19 protein-coding genes are annotated in these 17,899 nt (G+C 59.4%); all 19 read right to left on the bottom strand.

Features of this window, described 5'->3' with window-relative positions:
- Positions 1-712: hypothetical protein (locus OU26_RS08285; protein ID WP_033499055.1), on the bottom strand; the 712-nt coding region annotated here is incomplete at its 3' end.
- A 176-nt stretch (positions 713-888) separates the two neighbouring features.
- Positions 889-1,137, bottom strand: a complete 249-nt coding sequence (locus OU26_RS08280) for a phage holin (RefSeq protein ID WP_026647067.1) — start codon at positions 1,135-1,137, stop codon at positions 889-891.
- 68 nt (positions 1,138-1,205) lie between these two features.
- Positions 1,206-2,474 carry a GH25 family lysozyme gene (locus tag OU26_RS08275; RefSeq protein WP_033499054.1) on the bottom strand — a complete coding sequence of 423 codons (1,269 nt, stop codon included), beginning with the start codon at positions 2,472-2,474 and terminating at the stop codon, positions 1,206-1,208.
- Positions 2,475-2,621: 147 nt separating this feature from the next.
- A complete protein-coding gene (locus tag OU26_RS08270) occupies positions 2,622-3,011 on the bottom strand; it encodes a hypothetical protein (protein WP_026647065.1) in 390 nt (129 codons plus the stop codon).
- A 21-nt stretch (positions 3,012-3,032) separates the two neighbouring features.
- The gene (locus OU26_RS08265; protein WP_026647064.1) at positions 3,033-3,425 is read right to left on the bottom strand and encodes a hypothetical protein; all 393 of its coding nucleotides are present in this window, start codon (positions 3,423-3,425) and stop codon (positions 3,033-3,035) included.
- 19 nt (positions 3,426-3,444) lie between these two features.
- A complete protein-coding gene (locus OU26_RS08260) occupies positions 3,445-3,813 on the bottom strand; it encodes a hypothetical protein (protein ID WP_026647063.1) in 369 nt (122 codons plus the stop codon).
- 418 nt (positions 3,814-4,231) lie between these two features.
- A complete protein-coding gene (locus OU26_RS10315; protein ID WP_167330429.1) occupies positions 4,232-4,399 on the bottom strand; it encodes a hypothetical protein in 168 nt (55 codons plus the stop codon).
- Between the two features lie 72 nt (positions 4,400-4,471).
- Positions 4,472-4,816: a hypothetical protein gene (locus OU26_RS08250; protein WP_026647061.1), complete on the bottom strand. Its 345-nt coding sequence runs from the start codon at positions 4,814-4,816 to the stop codon at positions 4,472-4,474.
- A gap of 79 nt (positions 4,817-4,895) precedes the next feature.
- Positions 4,896-10,511, bottom strand: coding sequence for a hypothetical protein (locus OU26_RS09555; protein WP_237743755.1), 5,616 nt, complete (start codon positions 10,509-10,511; stop codon positions 4,896-4,898).
- Positions 10,433-11,419, bottom strand: a complete 987-nt coding sequence (locus OU26_RS08235; protein WP_237743756.1) for a hypothetical protein — start codon at positions 11,417-11,419, stop codon at positions 10,433-10,435. Before OU26_RS08235 ends, OU26_RS09555 begins: the two co-directional genes overlap by 79 nt.
- A gap of 24 nt (positions 11,420-11,443) precedes the next feature.
- Positions 11,444-14,413: a hypothetical protein gene (locus OU26_RS08230; RefSeq protein ID WP_026647060.1), complete on the bottom strand. Its 2,970-nt coding sequence runs from the start codon at positions 14,411-14,413 to the stop codon at positions 11,444-11,446.
- An 11-nt stretch (positions 14,414-14,424) separates the two neighbouring features.
- The gene (locus OU26_RS08225; protein ID WP_034886037.1) at positions 14,425-14,622 is read right to left on the bottom strand and encodes a hypothetical protein; all 198 of its coding nucleotides are present in this window, start codon (positions 14,620-14,622) and stop codon (positions 14,425-14,427) included.
- A gap of 119 nt (positions 14,623-14,741) precedes the next feature.
- Positions 14,742-15,164, bottom strand: a complete 423-nt coding sequence (locus OU26_RS08220; RefSeq protein WP_026647058.1) for a hypothetical protein — start codon at positions 15,162-15,164, stop codon at positions 14,742-14,744.
- A 114-nt stretch (positions 15,165-15,278) separates the two neighbouring features.
- Positions 15,279-15,932: a hypothetical protein gene (locus OU26_RS08215; RefSeq protein ID WP_193345872.1), complete on the bottom strand. Its 654-nt coding sequence runs from the start codon at positions 15,930-15,932 to the stop codon at positions 15,279-15,281.
- A gap of 74 nt (positions 15,933-16,006) precedes the next feature.
- The gene (locus tag OU26_RS08210) at positions 16,007-16,420 is read right to left on the bottom strand and encodes a hypothetical protein (protein ID WP_033499053.1); all 414 of its coding nucleotides are present in this window, start codon (positions 16,418-16,420) and stop codon (positions 16,007-16,009) included.
- A 2-nt stretch (positions 16,421-16,422) separates the two neighbouring features.
- Positions 16,423-16,692, bottom strand: a complete 270-nt coding sequence (locus tag OU26_RS08205) for an HK97 gp10 family phage protein (protein WP_033499052.1) — start codon at positions 16,690-16,692, stop codon at positions 16,423-16,425.
- Positions 16,693-16,707: 15 nt separating this feature from the next.
- Complete coding sequence (locus tag OU26_RS08200) at positions 16,708-17,103, bottom strand: hypothetical protein (protein WP_033499051.1); 396 nt, start codon at positions 17,101-17,103, stop codon at positions 16,708-16,710.
- The gene (locus OU26_RS09740; RefSeq protein ID WP_051592998.1) at positions 17,100-17,645 is read right to left on the bottom strand and encodes a hypothetical protein; all 546 of its coding nucleotides are present in this window, start codon (positions 17,643-17,645) and stop codon (positions 17,100-17,102) included. The genes OU26_RS08200 and OU26_RS09740 overlap by 4 nt, the downstream gene beginning before the upstream one ends.
- A 17-nt stretch (positions 17,646-17,662) precedes the next feature.
- The gene (locus OU26_RS08190; protein ID WP_026647055.1) at positions 17,663-17,899 is read right to left on the bottom strand and encodes a hypothetical protein; all 237 of its coding nucleotides are present in this window, start codon (positions 17,897-17,899) and stop codon (positions 17,663-17,665) included.

The raw sequence follows: 17,899 nt of genomic DNA, 5'->3' as shown, positions 1-17,899 counted from the left end.
TCAGTTCCGCGGCCTTCAGTTCCGCGGCCTTGGCTTCGCTCATCAGATAGCCGCCGCCGAAGATGGCCTTCTTCATGGCCTTCTGCGAAGCGAGCCTAGGCGTGAATGCCACGTCCGAAGCCTTGACACGAAAATCCACGCCAGCCTTGCCGACCTTATTCAGCCGTGTGACGGTCAACAATTCCGGCGGATACGCATACTTCGGCAGATGTTTCCTGCTTTCGCGCCTGACTCGTTTCACCGTATCGTTGACCAGCTTCGTCAGATCCGGTGCGGTGCGGATCAGGTCATCGCCGAAACTCGTCACGAAGCTGGTGTTGACGATAGCGCCGTTGGCGTATTCGATCGCGCAATCAGTGACCAGCATATGCGCGCCGTTGCGCGACGCGCTGGAGAAGATCGTGAGGTTCGGAGCGAACAGGAAGAAAGGAATATGGTTGTCACGATAGAACGCGCATATCTTCGACAGAATCGAGAAAGGTGGGTTGTCCACCACCACCTTGCCATCGGAATAGTCGAACCGTTCGTAGTCGCCGCCCGGATAGAAGGGCCGCACCACCTTGCTGGGGTCGATGCCATACTCACGGCATGCCCAGTCCTTTATCGCCTCATACACCGCGGGGTGGGTGTAGCAGTCGTCCGTGGTCTTCTTCGGTTTGAATTTCTCCACGAACGCGCCGTAATCGTCAATCGTCTGTTGTCTGATGCCCATTTGAAAAGTCCTAAAAATAAAGCCCCTCCTCCAAACGGAGAAGGGGCAAATTTAAAAACAGGGTGCAAAAAATTCCACGGACACTACAGTGCCGCAAATTTTTCCACACCCGAGTTTGAGTCTCACGCCAGAAAATTAATCACGGTTAAGTGTTGTGCCTGAAACAGGTGCAATACTTATTTTTCGCTGGAACCGTCCGGCTTGGCCGCCGTGAGCTGGCTCACGCCGATCAGGGCGCCGACGAACACGCCGACGGCGTTGATGGTAGTGACGAGCTCGCCGCAGTGCGGCAACCCCCACTGCGGGCCGACCACGCCGACCAGCCACGCGACGGCCGGCAGGGCGATCAGCGCGACCCACTTGAGGATCTCGTATGCCTTGTCCGGCAGAAGATAGTCGAGCTCGGTCTTGGTGTCCTTGTCCATTACACACCTCCTTAAGTGTTGCATAAGACCGGCTCCACAACTTTTAGAATCGTGGAGCCGGGATCCGATCAGCGGAGCCGCTGGCCGGGATAGATTGTGTACGGCGGGCGCAAGCCGTTGCGCTGCGCCGCCGCGTACCAGCCGGATCCGTAGATCTTCCACAGGCTCTCGCCTGCACTGACCACGTGAGTGGAGCCGTAGTAGGTCGTGGACGGAGCTGCAGTCGCGGAGACGGAGCCGTAGTAGGTGATCGTCTGGCCAACGTAGATCCGGTTGATGTTGCCGGAAGGCACGCGCCACGCGGAGGCCGGCTTAAGGCCGGTACGCTCGGCGATGGCCGACACGGTGTCGCCGGAGCGGACCACGTAGGTGCGGGACGGCGTGCGGGTCACGGTGGTCTGAGTGGAGGATCCGCCGCCGAGCTTGGAGTTGACGATCGCCATGACGGCGTTGTAGTTGCCGCCGAGGCGATTGATTCTCTCCTGGCCGTTGCCATAGTCTCCGTGGATGACCTTGTCGGCCAGCACGTTGAGGTCTGTCGGCGTCTGCTCCGCTGGCTTGTTGACCTGTGGGGCCGTGGTGACGGTACCGGTGGAGCATCCGGCGCGTTCGCCGCAGGCGATCTTCTTCCAGGCGGTTCGATCGCCGTAGAAACGGTTGAGGTCGAGCGGGCCGCGCCCGTTGATGTAGCCGGTGCTGGCGTACTGCGTCATGCCTTCGCCGGACGCTCCGCCGTTCCATGGGCTGGGCTGGTATCCGGTCGGCTGGCTGTTGGCGTACTGCGCCACCCAGAGCATGCACCGCTGTCGCACCCAGGTGTTGACCTGCCAGACCGCGGAGCGCTGGACGTAGACGATGGGCCAGACCTGCGTGCGGTCATGCACTCGGGTCACCCATGTCTGGATCCATGCCGAATTGCCCCAGTTTGGGTTGGCGGTCGCGCAGCCGTATCGCCCGTAGGCGAGGCACTGCTCCCAGTCGAGGGCGAGTATGGAGCGTCCGACGCGTCCGGCGACGGCGTTGACGAAGGTGTCGGCCTCCGCCGTGGCGTTGCCACCGTTGGCGAAGTGGTAGACACCGGTCTCCTTGCCTGTACGGTCGGCGTTGGCCAGTTGCGTGGCGTAGTTGTTGTTGCTCCAGTAGAGCCCCTGCGTGGCCTTGACGATGACGAAGTCGGCCGAGATGGCGGACGGTATATCCGCCGACTGGTAGCCGCTGATGTCGACGCCGTTGAGGTCGGCCATCGCGGCTGGCGCCACGGCCATGGTGATGGCCATGACCACGCCGGTGACCGCCAGGCGGAAGCGTTTGAGCCACGGAGGCTTGTGCTTGCGCATTCATTTCCTTTCTCTAGAAACGGGAAACCCCACGCTTTCACGTGAGGTTTCATGGGTTATGGCGGCGCCACATGTGGGCGCCACGGTTGAAAAGCAGGACGAGCGCGAGCAGTAGCAGGTATATGCCGCCAGCGATCATGAGACGCATCATTGCCTGTCCTCCAAGTATTTTTCGGCGGCAGCGACTATCCAGCATTGCGCGTCCAATTTCTCAAGCTTCGACAGCTCGTAGCTGACGGCCTCGCTGTGGTCGGTGTCCTTGTCGCCGTAGATCAGGCTGATGATCGTGTTTTTGATCGTGTCACGGCACAACTCGTCCATACGGTCGTCGAATTTCGCGGTACGCTCGCCGAGCTGTCGGGTCTTGGCGAAATGCTGGGAAAGCGGCGAATCGTAGGGCAACCGTTCCGGTTGCACGTGCGCGTACAATCCGGTCGCCAACGCGTCCAAAGCGCCAGGCCATATCCTGAGCATCAGCGTGATGACGGCGCACGCGCCACCCACACCACCAAAACCCGCTAAAAACGTTTGAAACACATTACATCTCCTTGAAATCGTTTAATCTTTTGGCATGGTGTCGCCATCGAAATAATTGCCCGTCAATCCCAACGAGACGAGCTGCTGCCACTGGTCTTGAGGCACGCACAAGCCCTTGCTCAGATTGACCGCGCAATCGTTCAGACCGACGAGAATGCCGTGAGTGGTGTTGGCGGCGGTGAAGACGTAATCCACGCGACCATTCGAGGCGACCAGCCCGCTGTCGCTGCCATTGGTGGTGAGACGCAAGCGCGGATTGTCGCCACTCGTGGAGTACATGTAACAGACGACGCTCACATGGTATTTCACGCCCGCCGTCAACTCCGTGAATGTGATGTCCGATGGTGTCGTGTTCGTCGTCTTGACGCTCACACCGCCTTTCGGCATGGCGCAGTGATTAATGATGAGAGTCATGCCACCACCCCCATAGGGGTTAGGCGAGCGGCATCGTATCCCCGTCGAAAAAGTAAAGGCCGTCGATCAAGGCTTTGTTCGCCTGGTATTCGCCCAGCTCGCACATGACCATGTTCCACACCTTGACGGTCGGACTGCCGGACACGACCTTGTAGCTCAGGTTCATCGGATTCGCGATCGTGGACGTGAAGGACCATCCGATGCGTTGGCTCTTGCTGAAGGTGCCCGGACAGTTGTCCACCGTGACGGAGCCGCCCGACACGTCCAGCCAGACCGTGCACCAGTATGTGGTACCCGGAGTCTTCTCGATGGTCGTAATCGGCGTGTACTCGCCCGGCTTCAGCGTGACGTGGGCGCTTGGATTGCTTATCAGGTTCGTGACCATCATCGGACATCACCCGCCCGACGGACGCTCCTATGCGCGCGGCATCGTGTCGCCGGTGAAGAAGCCCGGAAGCCCCCCCCCACGGCAGTGTCATACGTGTCGGCACGTTCGACAAGGAAGTCCGTGGCCTTGCAGCCGCAGACGGCAAAATGACATGAGTCGGAAGCGGTCTGAACGTCCAGCCGCATCACGTTGACGCCGGTGGCGACATCATGGATGTCACAAAACTTCACGTGATTAACTTCATCCCAGTATTGGATTACCGCGTTTGCGCCGCTGCGCTCCGTGACATTGCATGAGGCAACGTATTGTCCCGGCTGCAAAGACGTCATGCTTCCGTTTTTGAAGTCATGCCAATCGGACGTAACGCCGTCCAATGTATCAAGGGTCTCAGCTGGTTTTGGGCACAGATTCGTTCTTATCACGACAATTCCTCCTTGCCGAGACTGTCGAGCACATCCTTGGGGATCAGTTTCATGGCCGCTGCGAGCTGGCTGTTCAGGATTGCGATTTGCTTGGTGAATGTGCCGATCTGCGCGGAGAGCGTGTCGATGACGTCGTTCGCGTCGGCTGGAATCTGCTGAGTCAAAATGTCTCCTTAAATACGAAACCCCCGCAATCCGCGTGGATTGCAGGGGTTGAAAAATGGTGAAAAGCGGGGTTAGTCGGCGGCGGTCATCGTGTCGATGCGAGTCACGGCCTTCAATTCGTCCAAGGTGAGCGTGCGGCCGAGATTCGTCTTCACGTCCGTCAACGTGACGGACGTGCCGGAATCGTCGAACGTCGCAAGCACGCCACGCTGGTAGTCACGCCACGATTCGGCGGTGCCGTCAGCGCTGGAAAACTCCAATCCCAATCGGCACAATTCCGCTCGCACCGACTCCTTCGGCGGACGCAAATCAAGCACGCCGGAAGCCTCCACGTCGGAATCATCCTTCTTGCCGGTATCCGGTGTCGTGACCTGCACGTCATCCGTGGTCGTATTTTCATTGTTTTCTTCAGCCATGATCAATCTCCTTACTATTAATGGCTTTGTCTTGGCATGAGCGCTTCGTAGAAGCGCTCCTCGCATTCGCGCGTCGGTCTCATTCGGAGACCGGGACAACGGTGACCGACAGATCGAAGTCCGTGTACATCCCCTTATCGCCTGGCGAGTACGTCCGGTATGCGACGTTCACGAAATATTCGGTCCCCTCTTCCAGCTTGACGGTCGTCGGATTCGAGCCGACAGTGACGACGGCTTTCGATGGGGAGCCAGCCATGCCGGAGTTGACCTGGATCATCCTGCCGGTGCTTCCGGCATTGGTGATTCCATCACCTCCGCTATGGCTACGTCGTTTCGTGGTGAAATCAATGGAGACATCGGTCGCGGCAATGCCGTGTCCGTCGTTGATTTTTTTGACGTTCAGCTGGACCTTGAATTTGCCCGTCCTGCTCCTGACCGAGCCATCCAACGATTTTTCGACGAAATAACTTGACCATTCGCCGCCCGTCGTCGATGCCTGCGATTGGATGTGACCCTGCCATTGCAAGGATTCGTCATCAGCACCGTTGGCGATACCGTTCAGGCTGTCGAGATAATCGACACGGCCTGCCAGAGCGTTGTACTTGTCCTCGCTCACGAATGTCATGGACTGCTGCTGCGAGCCGCTTGGAGCCGTCACGATGATTCCCAGCTGCGTGTCGAAATACGCCGTGGTCCATGTGACGGTATTGCCGGACTGGCGAATGCCGACGATCAGGTTGATGCGTTCGGTTCGTCCAGACTTGCCGTTGACTGCCAATGATGAGGCATTGAGTTTAGCGTTGGAGTCCGTGAATTCCAAAGCAGCAGCGCCGGACTGCAAGCGGGCAGTGCCGACACCGGCCACGGTTTCCGAGAGGTAGACCATGGCTTTGCCGGCCTTGCTGTCGGCGATGTCGCTGAAGGCTGTGAGCTGTGCCACGCCATTCTGCGATTCGTCCTGCAAGAGTGTCAATGTGGCGTTCGGCCTGCCCGTCACGCGGAGTCCGCTGGATGCGGTCAATCCGCTGACCTGCTTGCCGGCGCCGGTCACGAGTTCGGAGCTGACGAATGGATAATTGCCAGTGCCGGTGAAACCGTCACCGACGAATCTGACGCCCGCACCCTGTGAACTGTATCCGGTCGAGCTAGCCAAATTGAATGCCGGGTCCAAGTCAAGATATCGACCACTGATGCCGGTCTTGAGCCGTCCGGTGATGACATTGCTCTCACCTTGGCCATCCAGATAGACGGTCTGGTTGTGGTTGGAATCCCACATTTGCAATGCGGTCGAATTGAGCTTCATGCCAGTGTTTGCATCGTCGGAGCTTTGAAATATCGCGCCGGTGAACACGTAGCCTCGGAACTGGCCTGCCGCCACCTTGTCGGACGTGATAGTGCCAGCCGCGATCTTGACAGCCGTCACGCTGTTTGCCGCCAGCTTGTCGGCGGTGATCGCTCCGGACACTATCTTCGAAGCGTTCACCGAGTTCGCCGCGAGCTTGTCCGCGTTAACCGCGTTCGCGGCGAGCTTGTCCGTCGTGATTGCACCGGACACGATGTCGCCCGCCTGAATCTTATGGACATTCAACAAGGCCACGGTCATATCCTCCGTGACCTTGAGCTTCGCGGTGGTCACTGCGTTTGCGGCGAGCTTGTCCGTGCCGATGGCACCGGCCTGCAACTTGCCCGCCGTCACCGCGTTCGCGGCGATTTTGTCGGCGTTAACGCTGTTCGCGGCCAGCTTGTCGGTCGTGACCGCGCCAGCCGCGATATCGCCAGCATTGATCTTGTGCGCGTTGAGCAGCGCAACCGTCATATCCTCGGTGACCTTGAGCTTGCTCGTGGTCACCGAATTGGCCGCGAGCTTGTCGGCGGTGATGGCCAATGCGACGATATTCCGCGCCTGCACCGAGCCAGCCGCCAATTTGCCAGCGGTCACCGCATCGGCAACCAGCTTCTCGGTCGTGACCGAGTTTGCCGCCAGCTTGTCCGCCGTGATGGCATTGGCCTTGACCTTTTCGGCGGTCACGGAATCCACGGCGAGATGCTTCGCGGCCACCGTGCCAGCAGCGAGGATGTTGTTCGCCACGAGGTCAAAAGGTTCGAAGCGCGTGCCATCCCACGTCAGGACTTCGACCACGCGATCTGTGAGCGGCACCAAGACGCTCGGACTGTTGTTCGGCGCGCCTTGCCAGTACGTGTAAAAGTCCGCGAGCATGGACGGCGAATTATTCTTCTCCCCTTGCCAGCGAGTCCAATACTTCTGCGTGCGCCACCACATGTCACCCGGCTTCAGCCCATCATGCGCGGGTTCGTCGGGGCCACGGTAGATCAGATTCTTGCCGTCAGCGGTGGTCTGCGCCTTTTTCGCGGCGGCCTGCGCCTGATTAGCCTGCGCGGCAGCGTTCGCGGCGGCGGTCTGAGCCTTGTCAGCGGTGGATTGAGCGGTTTTGGCCGCATCATTCGCCTTGACGGCGGCGTTGGCCGCATCGGTAGCGGCCTTGTCCGTCACCGCCACCCAAGCCGACCCATTCCACCGTTTCGGCGTGTTCGCGCCACCGGTGGTGTCAATCCACAAGGTAGTCGGCTTGCGCATCGACGTATCCGGCGCAGTGGACTGGATCAGCACGTCGGCCTTGCCGTTCGCCACGCCAGCGGCGGCGGCAGCAGCCGTATTCGCCTTCTGCGCGGCATTGGCCGCGTCCGTGGCGGATTGGGCCGCGCTGTCGGCGGTGGCCTTCGCCTGCGTCGCAACGCTCGAAGCGTTCGCGGCGGCGGTCTTGGCGTTGGCCGCATCCGTCTTCGCGGTTGAAGCGTCCGATTTGGCGGAAGCCGCGTCGGACTTGGCCGCATTGGCCGAAGCGTTGGCGGTGTTCGCCAAAGTCTCCGCATTGCCAGCGGTCTTCTTCGCGCTCTCGGCGGCGGTCTGCGCCGCATTGGCGGCATCCTTGGCCTGACCGGCGGTCGCGGTCGCGCTCTTCGCGGCGGCGTTGGCCGCATTGGCGGTGTCCTGCGCGGTCTTCGCCGCACCATTTGCCGTGTCAGCCGTGCCCTGCGCGGTCTTCGCGGCCGCAGCGGCATTCTCAGCAGCCTTGCGGGCATCCGTGGTCTTCGCCGCATTGTCCGCGATATCCGACTTCGCCTGCTCGATCTGCTTCGCATTGTTCTCCACGTCGGCATAGCCCATGTGGTTCCACGCGGAGCCATCCCAGACAAGCGTATCGATAACGCGGTCAGCAAGCGGCACGAGCACGGAAGGCGAATTATTCGGAGTCCCGAGCCAGTACGTGTAAAAGTCCGCGAGCAGTGAGGGGCTTGCGTTCTTCTCCCCCTGCCAGCGCGTCCAATACTTCTGCGTCTTGAGCCACAGGTCACCGACGATGAGATTGCCCTTCGGCTCGTCGGGACCGCGAAACGTATGGTTCTTGCTATGGGCTTCGGCATACGCCTGCGCCGCCGACTCCTTCGCCTTGCTGATCTCCCCGTTCGCCGTGGCCAGGTCGCTTTTGGTCTGCGCGATGTCCTTCCGCGCCTGCGACAGATCGGCCTTGGCCTGCGAGAGCGTCTGATTCGCCGCATCAAGACCAGTCTTATTCGCCTGAATGTCCTTCTGCGCCTGCGTCAGCTTCGCGGTGTTATCACTCAACGTTGCGTTGGCAGAGTTGATGGCCGACTGGTTCGCCCTGATGTCCGACTTCGCGGATTCAAGAGCATTCGCCGTGGCCGACTGCGCCTGCTGATTCGCGGCGATATCCTTCCGCGCCTGATCCAGCTTCGCCGTATTATCCTTCAACGCCGTCTGGTTGTCAGCCAAATCCTGCTGGATTCGTTTGACCTCCTCCGGCGACACAGCGGAAGCCACGGTCACAGTGGCAAGAGCAGACCAAGCGGAACGGTTGCCCGCATGATCGACGGAACGGAGCGCATAAGAGTGCTGTGAGCCAGCCGTCAGGCCGGTGATGACGTAATCGCCCTGACCCGACTGGGTGGCGCTGATGACCTGCATTCCAGCGACATTGATACCCTCGCCCACCTCGATATGGTCGAAGTCAGGCTCCATCTGAGCGCCGGCAGCGGTCTTGCCGTCCCAGTGGACGGTCACCACGCCAAGCTCGGACGACAATACCGGCTTCGACGGTACGGAGCATGGCGTCGTATCCGACTCCACAGTTGCCACCACGACGGCCGACCATTCGCCAAGCTTGTCCGAATACGTCGGCACAGCCCTGACGCGCACCTCGATTTGCGTGCCGCAATCCAAGCCTCCGAAACCGAGCTGCGTTTTGTCAGTCGTGCCGGCGGAATGCCAGGGCGCGCCATCCTTGTGCAGCTTCCACTCGACCAAATAATTGGAGATCTCGATGGCTGTGTCATTCGTGGCCTGCGTGACCGCACTCCACGAGGCTGTGGCCAGACCGTGGGCGTACCCGTCCGAACCAATGTATGCGTCCGTCTGCACCACAAGCCCAAGCGGGGCCTTCGGTACGCGATGGTCGCGATCGGAAGAGGCGGTCGTGCCGCCCTCGCTGCCGGCCAATGCGGCACCGCCGGTGATGCCTTTGATTTTCTTCGCCTGACGCACGGAAGCGTCATACTTAATATCATTCAGAGCGATTGAGCAGGATAAGCCCTCGTTCTGGCGCATGCTCAGGTCGATTTCCTGCACGCGCACCTTCTCGCCGTGAGCCACGGTTGGGGCGGTAATCCAGTCACCGGCGTGATAGTCGATGAGCGGCAGATTATCCACATTCGCGGTCACCAGATCGCGCGTGTACTGACCACGCACACGAGCCGCATCATCAAGCGTGGACTGCATGAATGCTTGAGCGGTGTCCTTGTCGGACACGCCGCCCTGCGACGAATAGGATTCCCACTTGCCCCACGGCGTCGGAGCAGCCGGATTATCCATGCGGAAAAGCAGATTATTGTCACCCTCGACAAGAATGGTGGACGCGAGATCGGCGATGCTTTCCTCGTATGGTGCCTCGCTGATATCGCGAGCAAGCTGGAGCACGACGCTTTTGCTCAGGTCACGGCTCAATGCCGTGCTGTCGGCGTTCCACATTTTCAACGTGCGCCCGCTGGTGCGCCAGTCGCAGCCGCCACCATTGACTAGCGAGCTGAGAATGGTCTGCAGGTCGGTGCCCAAGGAATAGTAAAGCGTGTACTTCCTCGCCCATGCCGCGCCGCCCGCGTCCCTCGCGGTGTCGAAGCCGAGCGTCAGGCCGGTGGCCACGCCGCCACGCGCCTTGTTCTCATCCACCAGGGTCTTGATAATCACACCCGGATTCGACGAATAGAAGGGCCGCTTGCCCTTGTTGTCGCCATCCGCGAGCAGATGGCTGGAATCGTTGTTCTCCGCCTTGCTCAGGAGCCAGCTGATCGACTGGCCGGAATAGGTGACTGTACGCGTCCGGTCATCGGTCTTGCCGGAACGGCCGGTGATGACATAGCGAGCGTTGTCCGGCTCACGATAGCCAGTGCCGTCCGACACCTCCACGGCCACTTCGAGGCCATCGGTAAGCTCACGATCGAACGCCTGCGCGTCACCGGACAGCATCGAATATTCGATGCTGATCGCACCATCATCATCGTGGAGCATTGAAGCGCTGAAGCTCACCGGCTCCGCAAGGACGCCGATACGCGCGCCGAAAGGCCGGTATGCCACGAGACGAGCATGCAAAGTCTTTGCCATGAATCACTCCCAGGATTGCAAAACCGGCATGTCACCTTGTCGGTGCCGCCGGTCTGTTTGATGGTGATGCGATAGTCGCCGGAATCGATTGCGGGCCACACCTGCAGTGGCTCGGTGGTCCAGTCGATGCCATTCGATGCGTCCGTACCACCGGACCATGCGTCGGCATTGGCCGCCGTCCACGCCTTGCGATTGGCCGCATCGATAAAGAGGTAAGGTCGTGAGGCGTCACGTTTGCCGCCCCACATGAGATTCGTTCCACTCACCGGATCTGAAATGGTCACACCAGTGGCGGCACCGAAACGCAATACCAGCGTGCCGATTGGCGCATTGGAAAGCCAGCCCTCCGGCACGGTGTCGAAAAGCTCGGACGGACTGGCGTTAGGCAATCCAGCCCACCGTGTCCAATAACCCTTGTTGCTGGGCTTATCGACACTACCGGCCATGAGACGCCCGCCAGTCGCGTCCAAGGTGCGCTCCTGCCACTGCTCCCCCTGCCAATAAACGTCAGGCAATTGGAAGACGGCGGTGGCCGCGCGGTGGTCATCCCACGGAATCTCGTCACCGTCCGGCTGACATGACGTGCACACCGCGCTGGCGGTCATGCGCCGAGTCCAACCGGACACCGTGTCACGCTCCACGCGCGTCAACTCGGACGCGAGGCGGCAGAGACGATAAAAGCGATGCATCAAAGTATCCGCATCAGGCCCGTCAGTGATGAATTTGAGTGTGATTTCCGGCGCGTCGAAAGCCACCGGCCCAGCCGGAAGCATGACGCCGTTCCGGCCGTTCACCGTCACGGAATCAATACGCGGGCTGATGCTCGTGAAATGGGTGGTGCCGACTATCAGGTTCGAATGCTCACCGGTCAGCTGCTGACCATTGATGAGATAATCCGTGAGAATCATTGCACCACCCTTTTCGCTCGTGTGTCACCATTGCGGCATTGCCGCCGTCTGCAATTTCTGCTGCGTCGAAATCGACGTGGGCGCGATCGCCGGATAATTGAACGTCTGCGTGACATACGTGGCACCACCACCGCCATTGCTGACATTCGCCCGACCAGACTTCGACGCATCCACATCAAAACCGCCATTGATCTGCGCATTCATGCCATTGACAGTGCGCTGCACATCCTTCCAGCCAGCCTTGAGGCTCTTGTCAAAGCCCTGCATGATCGCCAAGCCAGCAGGCTTAAGCATCACCTTGTCGTAGCTGAGCGGACCCTTGTGTCTGACGATCCAATCGCCGATGCCACTCACAAAGCTCTTCACTCTGCCGAAAGCCGCCTTCAGACCATTGAGCAGACCATTGATGATGCTCGCGCCGGCGTTCCACAGCAATCTCCCCGCACCGGCGAAGATGCCGATAATCGCACTGCCAATGCCCCCCAAAAAGCCGAGCACGCCTTGCACAACACCATGCACAATTTGACTAAAGCCGTTCCAAGCCTGACTCCAATTGCCATTAATCAGACCGGTCACCAGATTGATGACACCCTGAATCACATTGACGATGCCCCTGACCACCATCGTGATGCCGCCGATGATGCCCTGGATGAAAGGCAGCATCGCTTGAATGGTCGGCAGCAATGTCGAGCTGATAAAGCCGACGATCGCGGAAATGATGGTGGACACCAATGGTGCGAGAGCTTGAATCACCGGCACCAGAGCCTGAATCACGCTGGTAATCGCCTGCACCACCGTCGTAACCAAAGGCTCAAGGCCCTGAATCACCGGCGTGATGGCAGCCACCACGCCAGTGATGAGACTGCTGATCTGCGAGATGACCGGCATGAGCGCCTGAATCACAGCCGTGATGGCCGCGACCACCGCCGTGACAACCGGCTGGACTCCTTGGATGGCCGGAGTTATCGCCTGAATGACGGTGGTCACCACGGTCAGAATGCCTTGAATGGCCGGCACCAAAGCACCCACAAGCGTGGAGATTATCGGCGTCAGCAGCGGGATTATCTGGCCGACGAGATTGGTGATTACCGGCATGACAGCTGCCGCCAATTGACTCAAAGCCGTCATGAGCGTCTGAATCGACGGCTGAAGCATTTGGAATGCCTGCTGCAAGCTGACGAAAACGTTCTGCAGCATCGTGCCGAATTCGCTGCGCAATTGCGGGCTCGTGGCAATAAGGCCGGCCAGAGCGCCAATCACCAAAGTGACAGGACCACCAAGACCACTCAGGACGCCGCCGAACTTCGACAGCAATCCGCCAATCACCGGCACGCCACTCAATCCGCTCAAAGCGCCGCCAAGACCAGCCGCGCCAAGCAGACCAGTCACGGCTGCGATAGGGCCGGACAATCCAGACAATTGGCCCGTGAAGCCGCTGAAATTGATTTTGCTGATCTTGTCAGCGACAGCGCCGAACACTTTTTCAAGCGGCGGGCCGATCTTCTCGGCCAGTGCGGCCACCTTGTCGAAAAACGCGGTGATGAGCGGTTCGACGGCCTGCACCATCTTGATGACCGCGCCGCCGACACCGCCGAAAGCAGCGATGAGATCATTGCCGATCGAAGTCTTCAATCCAGCGATTTCATGCTGTAGGATGGTCATCTTGCCCTGCGGCGTGTCCGCCAGGGCCTTGTTGATGCCGCCGAAATTCGCTTCCAGGACCTTCGCGGCCATCGCGGCCTTCTCGGAAGCGCTACCCTCCTGAAGGACCTTCTTCTGCGCGTCCGTCATGGTCACGCCATATTTGCTCAGCGCGGTAGCCGAGCCTGTCATGACCTTGCCAAGCAGATTCGCTATCTGCACGCCATCCTGCGCCGTCGCGTTATAACCCTTGTTGTTGGCGATCATGTCCGCCAAAGCGGGCGTCAAAGTCTTGACCTGATCCGCCGTCAGCGCGAAAGTGCCGAGCTGTGCCTGAGCGGCCTTCAACGTGCCGCCGGATATGACGCCGGTCTGTCCAAGCGTCTTATTCAGGCTGAGCAGCGACTTCTGCTCCTCATCCGTCCAATTGTTGTTCTTGGCGACCTGCTGAAATTTCGCGGTCACCTCACCGGCCTTGAGGGCCGCATCCACGGCCTGCTTGCCGAAATTCACCAGATATCCGCCAGCGGCGGCAGCGGCGCCGGACACGACGGTGGCCATGCCCTTAGCCGCCTTGCCGATGCCGGACACCGCCTTCGAAGCGAACCCGGAAGCCTTGCTCAAACCCGAATGCAACGCATTACCGGCCTTCGCGGCCGCATTACGCGCACCCTCCGGCAAAGCATTCCAAGCAGCTGAAAACTTGCTTTTGATGTTGGACGTGACCTCGCCAGCCGTCGAACTGATCTTCTGCACCGCCGCGTTCACGCCCGGAATCTTGCCGACAATCTGCTGGGCGGTTGACGTGAAGCCGGAAGCCATACGACTGAACGCGTTCTTCGACTTGTCCGCCTCGGCGGCCAACTGCGTCTCAAGATCCTTGAGCCGTCCCTGCGCCGTCTTGAGGTTGTCGGACGCCGCCTTGAGATTGTCGGCGGCCGCTTTTTGCTTGATCTGCGCCTGCTCCAGTTTGATGGCCGCAGCCTGAGCCTGCGTGCTGTCCGCACCATATTTCTGCGTGGCCGCGTTCAGCTTCTCCTGAGCTGCCTGAACCTGCACGCCAGCCGCCTTGAATTTCAGCAGCGCGTCAGTATTCTTCTGGCTCGCCTGCGCAACATCCTTCTTAAAGGACTTCAAAGCATCGGAATTCAATTCGGCGGCGCCACTATTGAAACCGGACTTGAAAGCGCTGCCGACCTTCTTGCCCTGCTGCGCTCCATTGAAGCCCTTGCCAAAGGCCGTCTTCATGTCACCGACGGCCTTACCGGTCTCCTTGGCCACGTTCTGGCGGAAGCCATTCATCTGCGGGAAAATGCTCACATGCGCGGAGCCAAGCTCGCTACCGCCAGCCATGGCAGCCTCCTCTATTCACTTGTTTTTTTGAAGCCGAAGATGCTGCTCATCGACGCCAAAGCCGCACGACGCTCCTCATCGGTCACTTCGACATGCTTCTTCCCAGCCTTTTCCGGCGCGAGGTCACCAAGAATCGACGTGCCGCCAGCCTGAATCGCGGTAATGATCGCCGTCGCATCCATCGGCAGCACCATATGCACCGCAGTCATGCCCGTATATGTGCTCGGGTCAGCCGAAAGGCTCTCCCACAAGGCGATCGCGTCCGCAAAGCGGAGTCTGCCGCCCAAGTCAGCCTGCAGACTCCACCCGCGAGCCGCGAAATCGGCTCTTATTCGACTGCCACCGTCTCCTTGGAGGAGCTGGCAGAAGCCGACGATTTTCCCAATTCCACACCCTGAATCTTCGACAAAACCTCGCCGTAATCGTTGAGGATGTTGAATGGAACCATTACCGGCTCCTTCGCCAACTCATTGGCCGCATCCTCGCCAGCAAAAGCCGCGAGAATATCCTTCAAAGCCTGAATCTGCTCCGTGTTGGACTGCAGATCGGACAGGCGCACGAAATCATCGATGCTGAGATTCAGAGGCAGCTTGTAAATGTGGCCGTGCGGTGCGAGGAACCACACGCCGTCGTCCTTGATGAGGTGCTTCACCTTCATCCGCTCGGCCGACGCTTCAAGCGCCTTCTCCTCGTCCTCCTGAGTCCAGGCTTCGAAATCGGCGGCTGAGGGCATCACGGTGTTCTTGGTCATTGCTTCCTTCTTTCAAACAACTATGAAAAATTCCTTTACTCCACTGGATGAAGAGGAAGAATCCCAGCACATGCGAAGAAAGGAAGAAAGAAACACATGCTGGGAAGAGTTGAATCAGTCAGCCACCGGCTGAGACTCGGAATCATCAGCCTGATGATCGGTGGCGTGAGACCCGGACGAAACAGTCGGAGTCACGAAGGACTCCAAATACTTGCTGTTGCCGGAATCACAGGCGTCGTCCTGAATCCATTCGATGGTCCAAGCGTCACCGGTGTTCTCGCCGGCCTTATCCTGACCCTGCTCGTTGCCGGTCAGATTCACGACACCAAGACGACGGCGATGCGTGCCATTCTTGAACACCGTCTCCTGATAACAGAACCACTTGCCGTCCTGAATCACATCGGTCACGTGATACACGCCACTGGAGTCCGGCTTGCCGATGGTCATCTGGCGCGTGATGTCGTTATCCTCGGCCACCGTGAACTGCGCGGTCAGCGACGCCTTGCCATTAATCGAATATCCAGGCTGGTGGAACTTGATCGCATCATCGGCGTCACGGCTGTCCTGCGGCGCGCCATCCTCGGTGATAAGGCCGACGAAGCCACCCTTGGTGAAAATCTTGTCCAAGCCGGTCTTCACGTCGGCCACGGTCGGCGCGATGAGATCGGCGGTCAGCTTCTGCGTCGCATCATAAGGTGCGAAGCGGAAGGCGCTTGTCACCACGATCTTCGCGGCGCTAAGGTCATTGCCTGCTGAATCAGCTGCCATATTTTGTCCTTTCAAACAAAAAAGGCGCTGAAACACAACGTTTCAACGCCTTAAAAATTCAGAAAACTTATAAATTATTGGAATTCCCCAATAGTGGAGAATTCGAGAGTCAGATAGCATCTGGCGATATTCGCGTCCTCGGCCACGAAATACGGACCATTGCACCCGTCCTCTTCGATTGCCGCGATCGGAGAACCATCAAGCGAGCAAATCGCCGGGTCGGTGAGCAAACCGTAGATCCGTGCCGCCAAGTCACGGCAGGATTTCGGAGCGGCACGAGCCCCATAACGCACGGTCACGCCGACGCTCCTATCGAAGAGCACGCGATTCGACTGCGATCCGCCATCATCACGCACCACGACGAGCGGCCGCGAGCCGTCGTAATCGTCCGGCTCACGATTCGAAACGATGATCGTCGGGAAAGACGATTTCAACCGTGCGCGCAGATACGAGCACAGCCGAAGCTCAAGATCCGGTGGCAAGACCATGGTCACGACTTGCCTGCCTTCAACGCCTTGCGGAGATTGCCAGTCTTCGATTCCACGAGCAGGGTCTTCGGGTCGGTGCCGACCACCATGCATGTGGTTCGATGCGCGTGCTTGACCTCCTGGATCTGGAGGCCATCGCGATACGCTCCCGTATCAACCGGAGCATGCGATTGCGCATATGCGAGCGTCTTCTCGGCGGCACGACGGGTCATGGCCTTGACGCCAGCCGAATTCATCAATTCGTCAAAATATTTGTCGTTGAATTTGACCATCACTCCCAAAAGCCATCACCCCCTGTACTCGGATAGTGGAATCTCGACCGTCGGCTGCCACGACGTGAAAGCATTCGCGTCACGGCTCGGATAACCGGACACCTCCCAACGTCGCCCGTCATCCGGCAACGCTTGAATCCTGTCACCCGGCATGATGTCGAGAGTCGGATCTGGAGACGTGAGGTAAGCCGCGCTCGTGATCTGCTCGCGCAGACCGTCCGGCGTGCGCATGCTGCTGGAACTGGCGAGAGCGCCGGTGAAATCCAAAGTTTCCGGATTGGACCAGTCCTCGCCAGCCTGCTCGCCAGAATACGGGTCATCGACCTTCCTCGCACGAAGTCGCCGCCATTTTGTGGCGCCCGGCATGCTGAAGGACGAGCCATGGCCGAGATAATCCAACACGGAAGTCACGGCTTCACCCCCCACGACAAGCGGTAAGGCTGCAGCGTACGCTTCTCGGAATCGAAAAGCGCCACGTTAGGCACGCCACCATCGGAACCCGAACGGTAGGTGACGCTTGAGCCATTCGTGGATTGGGAGGATACCGTGCCGGGCACCTGCATCACACGAGACGCGATGTCCAACAGGATCATCTGCACTTCCGGCACATCCTCCAAATCCCAGCCATCAGTGATGGTCGCTTCCACACTCCCCGGCAGATCAGGGAAGGTGACGCCATTGACCAGCACGAGGCTCCCAGCCTCGCCGAAACGCGCGTCCTGCACATGCTCCACGCCATCGAGCTTCAGACTCGAAAGCGCGGTCACATGCTTGGATGGCAAGAGAAGCGAGTCACCGCCATGACCATCCAAGCGAATCGTGCGGGTGACGGAAGGCGCGACATGCCAGCCGCAATACTTGCGAATCGCAGCCTGAGCGGCCCTCATCTTGAAACCGGCATCGACTTGGAAAGAGTCGGCGCTTGGAATCAGATCACCAATCACGGCAGTCATGCCGCACCCCCAATCACTTACTTGGCTGCCATCAGGCCAGCGGCCACCAGAGAATCGATAAGCGCATCGAATTCCTGCTTGGTCGGCGCGTCAGAAGCTGCCTTTGGCACATTCTTCGCCACCGGAAGAGAGACGTCACCGCCGATAGCGACCGGCTTGCCCTTGGCGTCAAGCGCCACAAGCTCCGCCACATCCTGTGTCTTGTCGACGTTCGTCTCTTTCGGAGTGGCGAAGCGCACGTACTTCTGCGTCAT

It is taken from the genome of Bifidobacterium ruminantium DSM 6489 (assembly GCF_000770925.1).
Classification (GTDB): domain Bacteria; phylum Actinomycetota; class Actinomycetes; order Actinomycetales; family Bifidobacteriaceae; genus Bifidobacterium; species Bifidobacterium ruminantium.
This window is presented reverse-complemented; position numbering and strand designations above follow the sequence as displayed.

Bases quoted from the DNA above. Each gene is read 5' to 3' on its own strand.
- OU26_RS08280 (WP_026647067.1), bottom strand. From the start codon at position 1,137: ATGGACAAGGACACCAAGACCGAGCTCGACTATCTTCTGCCGGACAAG.
- OU26_RS08275 (WP_033499054.1), bottom strand. From the start codon at position 2,474: ATGCGCAAGCACAAGCCTCCGTGGCTCAAACGCTTCCGCCTGGCGGTC.
- OU26_RS08265 (WP_026647064.1), bottom strand. From the start codon at position 3,425: ATGACTCTCATCATTAATCACTGCGCCATGCCGAAAGGCGGTGTGAGC.
- OU26_RS08260 (WP_026647063.1), bottom strand. From the start codon at position 3,813: ATGATGGTCACGAACCTGATAAGCAATCCAAGCGCCCACGTCACGCTG.
- OU26_RS08250 (WP_026647061.1), bottom strand. From the start codon at position 4,816: ATGGCTGAAGAAAACAATGAAAATACGACCACGGATGACGTGCAGGTC.
- OU26_RS09555 (WP_237743755.1), bottom strand. From the start codon at position 10,511: ATGGCAAAGACTTTGCATGCTCGTCTCGTGGCATACCGGCCTTTCGGC.
- OU26_RS08235 (WP_237743756.1), bottom strand. From the start codon at position 11,419: ATGATTCTCACGGATTATCTCATCAATGGTCAGCAGCTGACCGGTGAG.
- OU26_RS08230 (WP_026647060.1), bottom strand. From the start codon at position 14,413: ATGGCTGGCGGTAGCGAGCTTGGCTCCGCGCATGTGAGCATTTTCCCG.
- OU26_RS08225 (WP_034886037.1), bottom strand. From the start codon at position 14,622: ATGACTGCGGTGCATATGGTGCTGCCGATGGATGCGACGGCGATCATT.
- OU26_RS08220 (WP_026647058.1), bottom strand. From the start codon at position 15,164: ATGACCAAGAACACCGTGATGCCCTCAGCCGCCGATTTCGAAGCCTGG.
- OU26_RS08215 (WP_193345872.1), bottom strand. From the start codon at position 15,932: ATGGCAGCTGATTCAGCAGGCAATGACCTTAGCGCCGCGAAGATCGTG.
- OU26_RS08210 (WP_033499053.1), bottom strand. From the start codon at position 16,420: ATGGTCTTGCCACCGGATCTTGAGCTTCGGCTGTGCTCGTATCTGCGC.
- OU26_RS08205 (WP_033499052.1), bottom strand. From the start codon at position 16,692: ATGGTCAAATTCAACGACAAATATTTTGACGAATTGATGAATTCGGCT.
- OU26_RS09740 (WP_051592998.1), bottom strand. From the start codon at position 17,645: ATGACTGCCGTGATTGGTGATCTGATTCCAAGCGCCGACTCTTTCCAA.
- OU26_RS08190 (WP_026647055.1), bottom strand. From the start codon at position 17,899: ATGACGCAGAAGTACGTGCGCTTCGCCACTCCGAAAGAGACGAACGTC.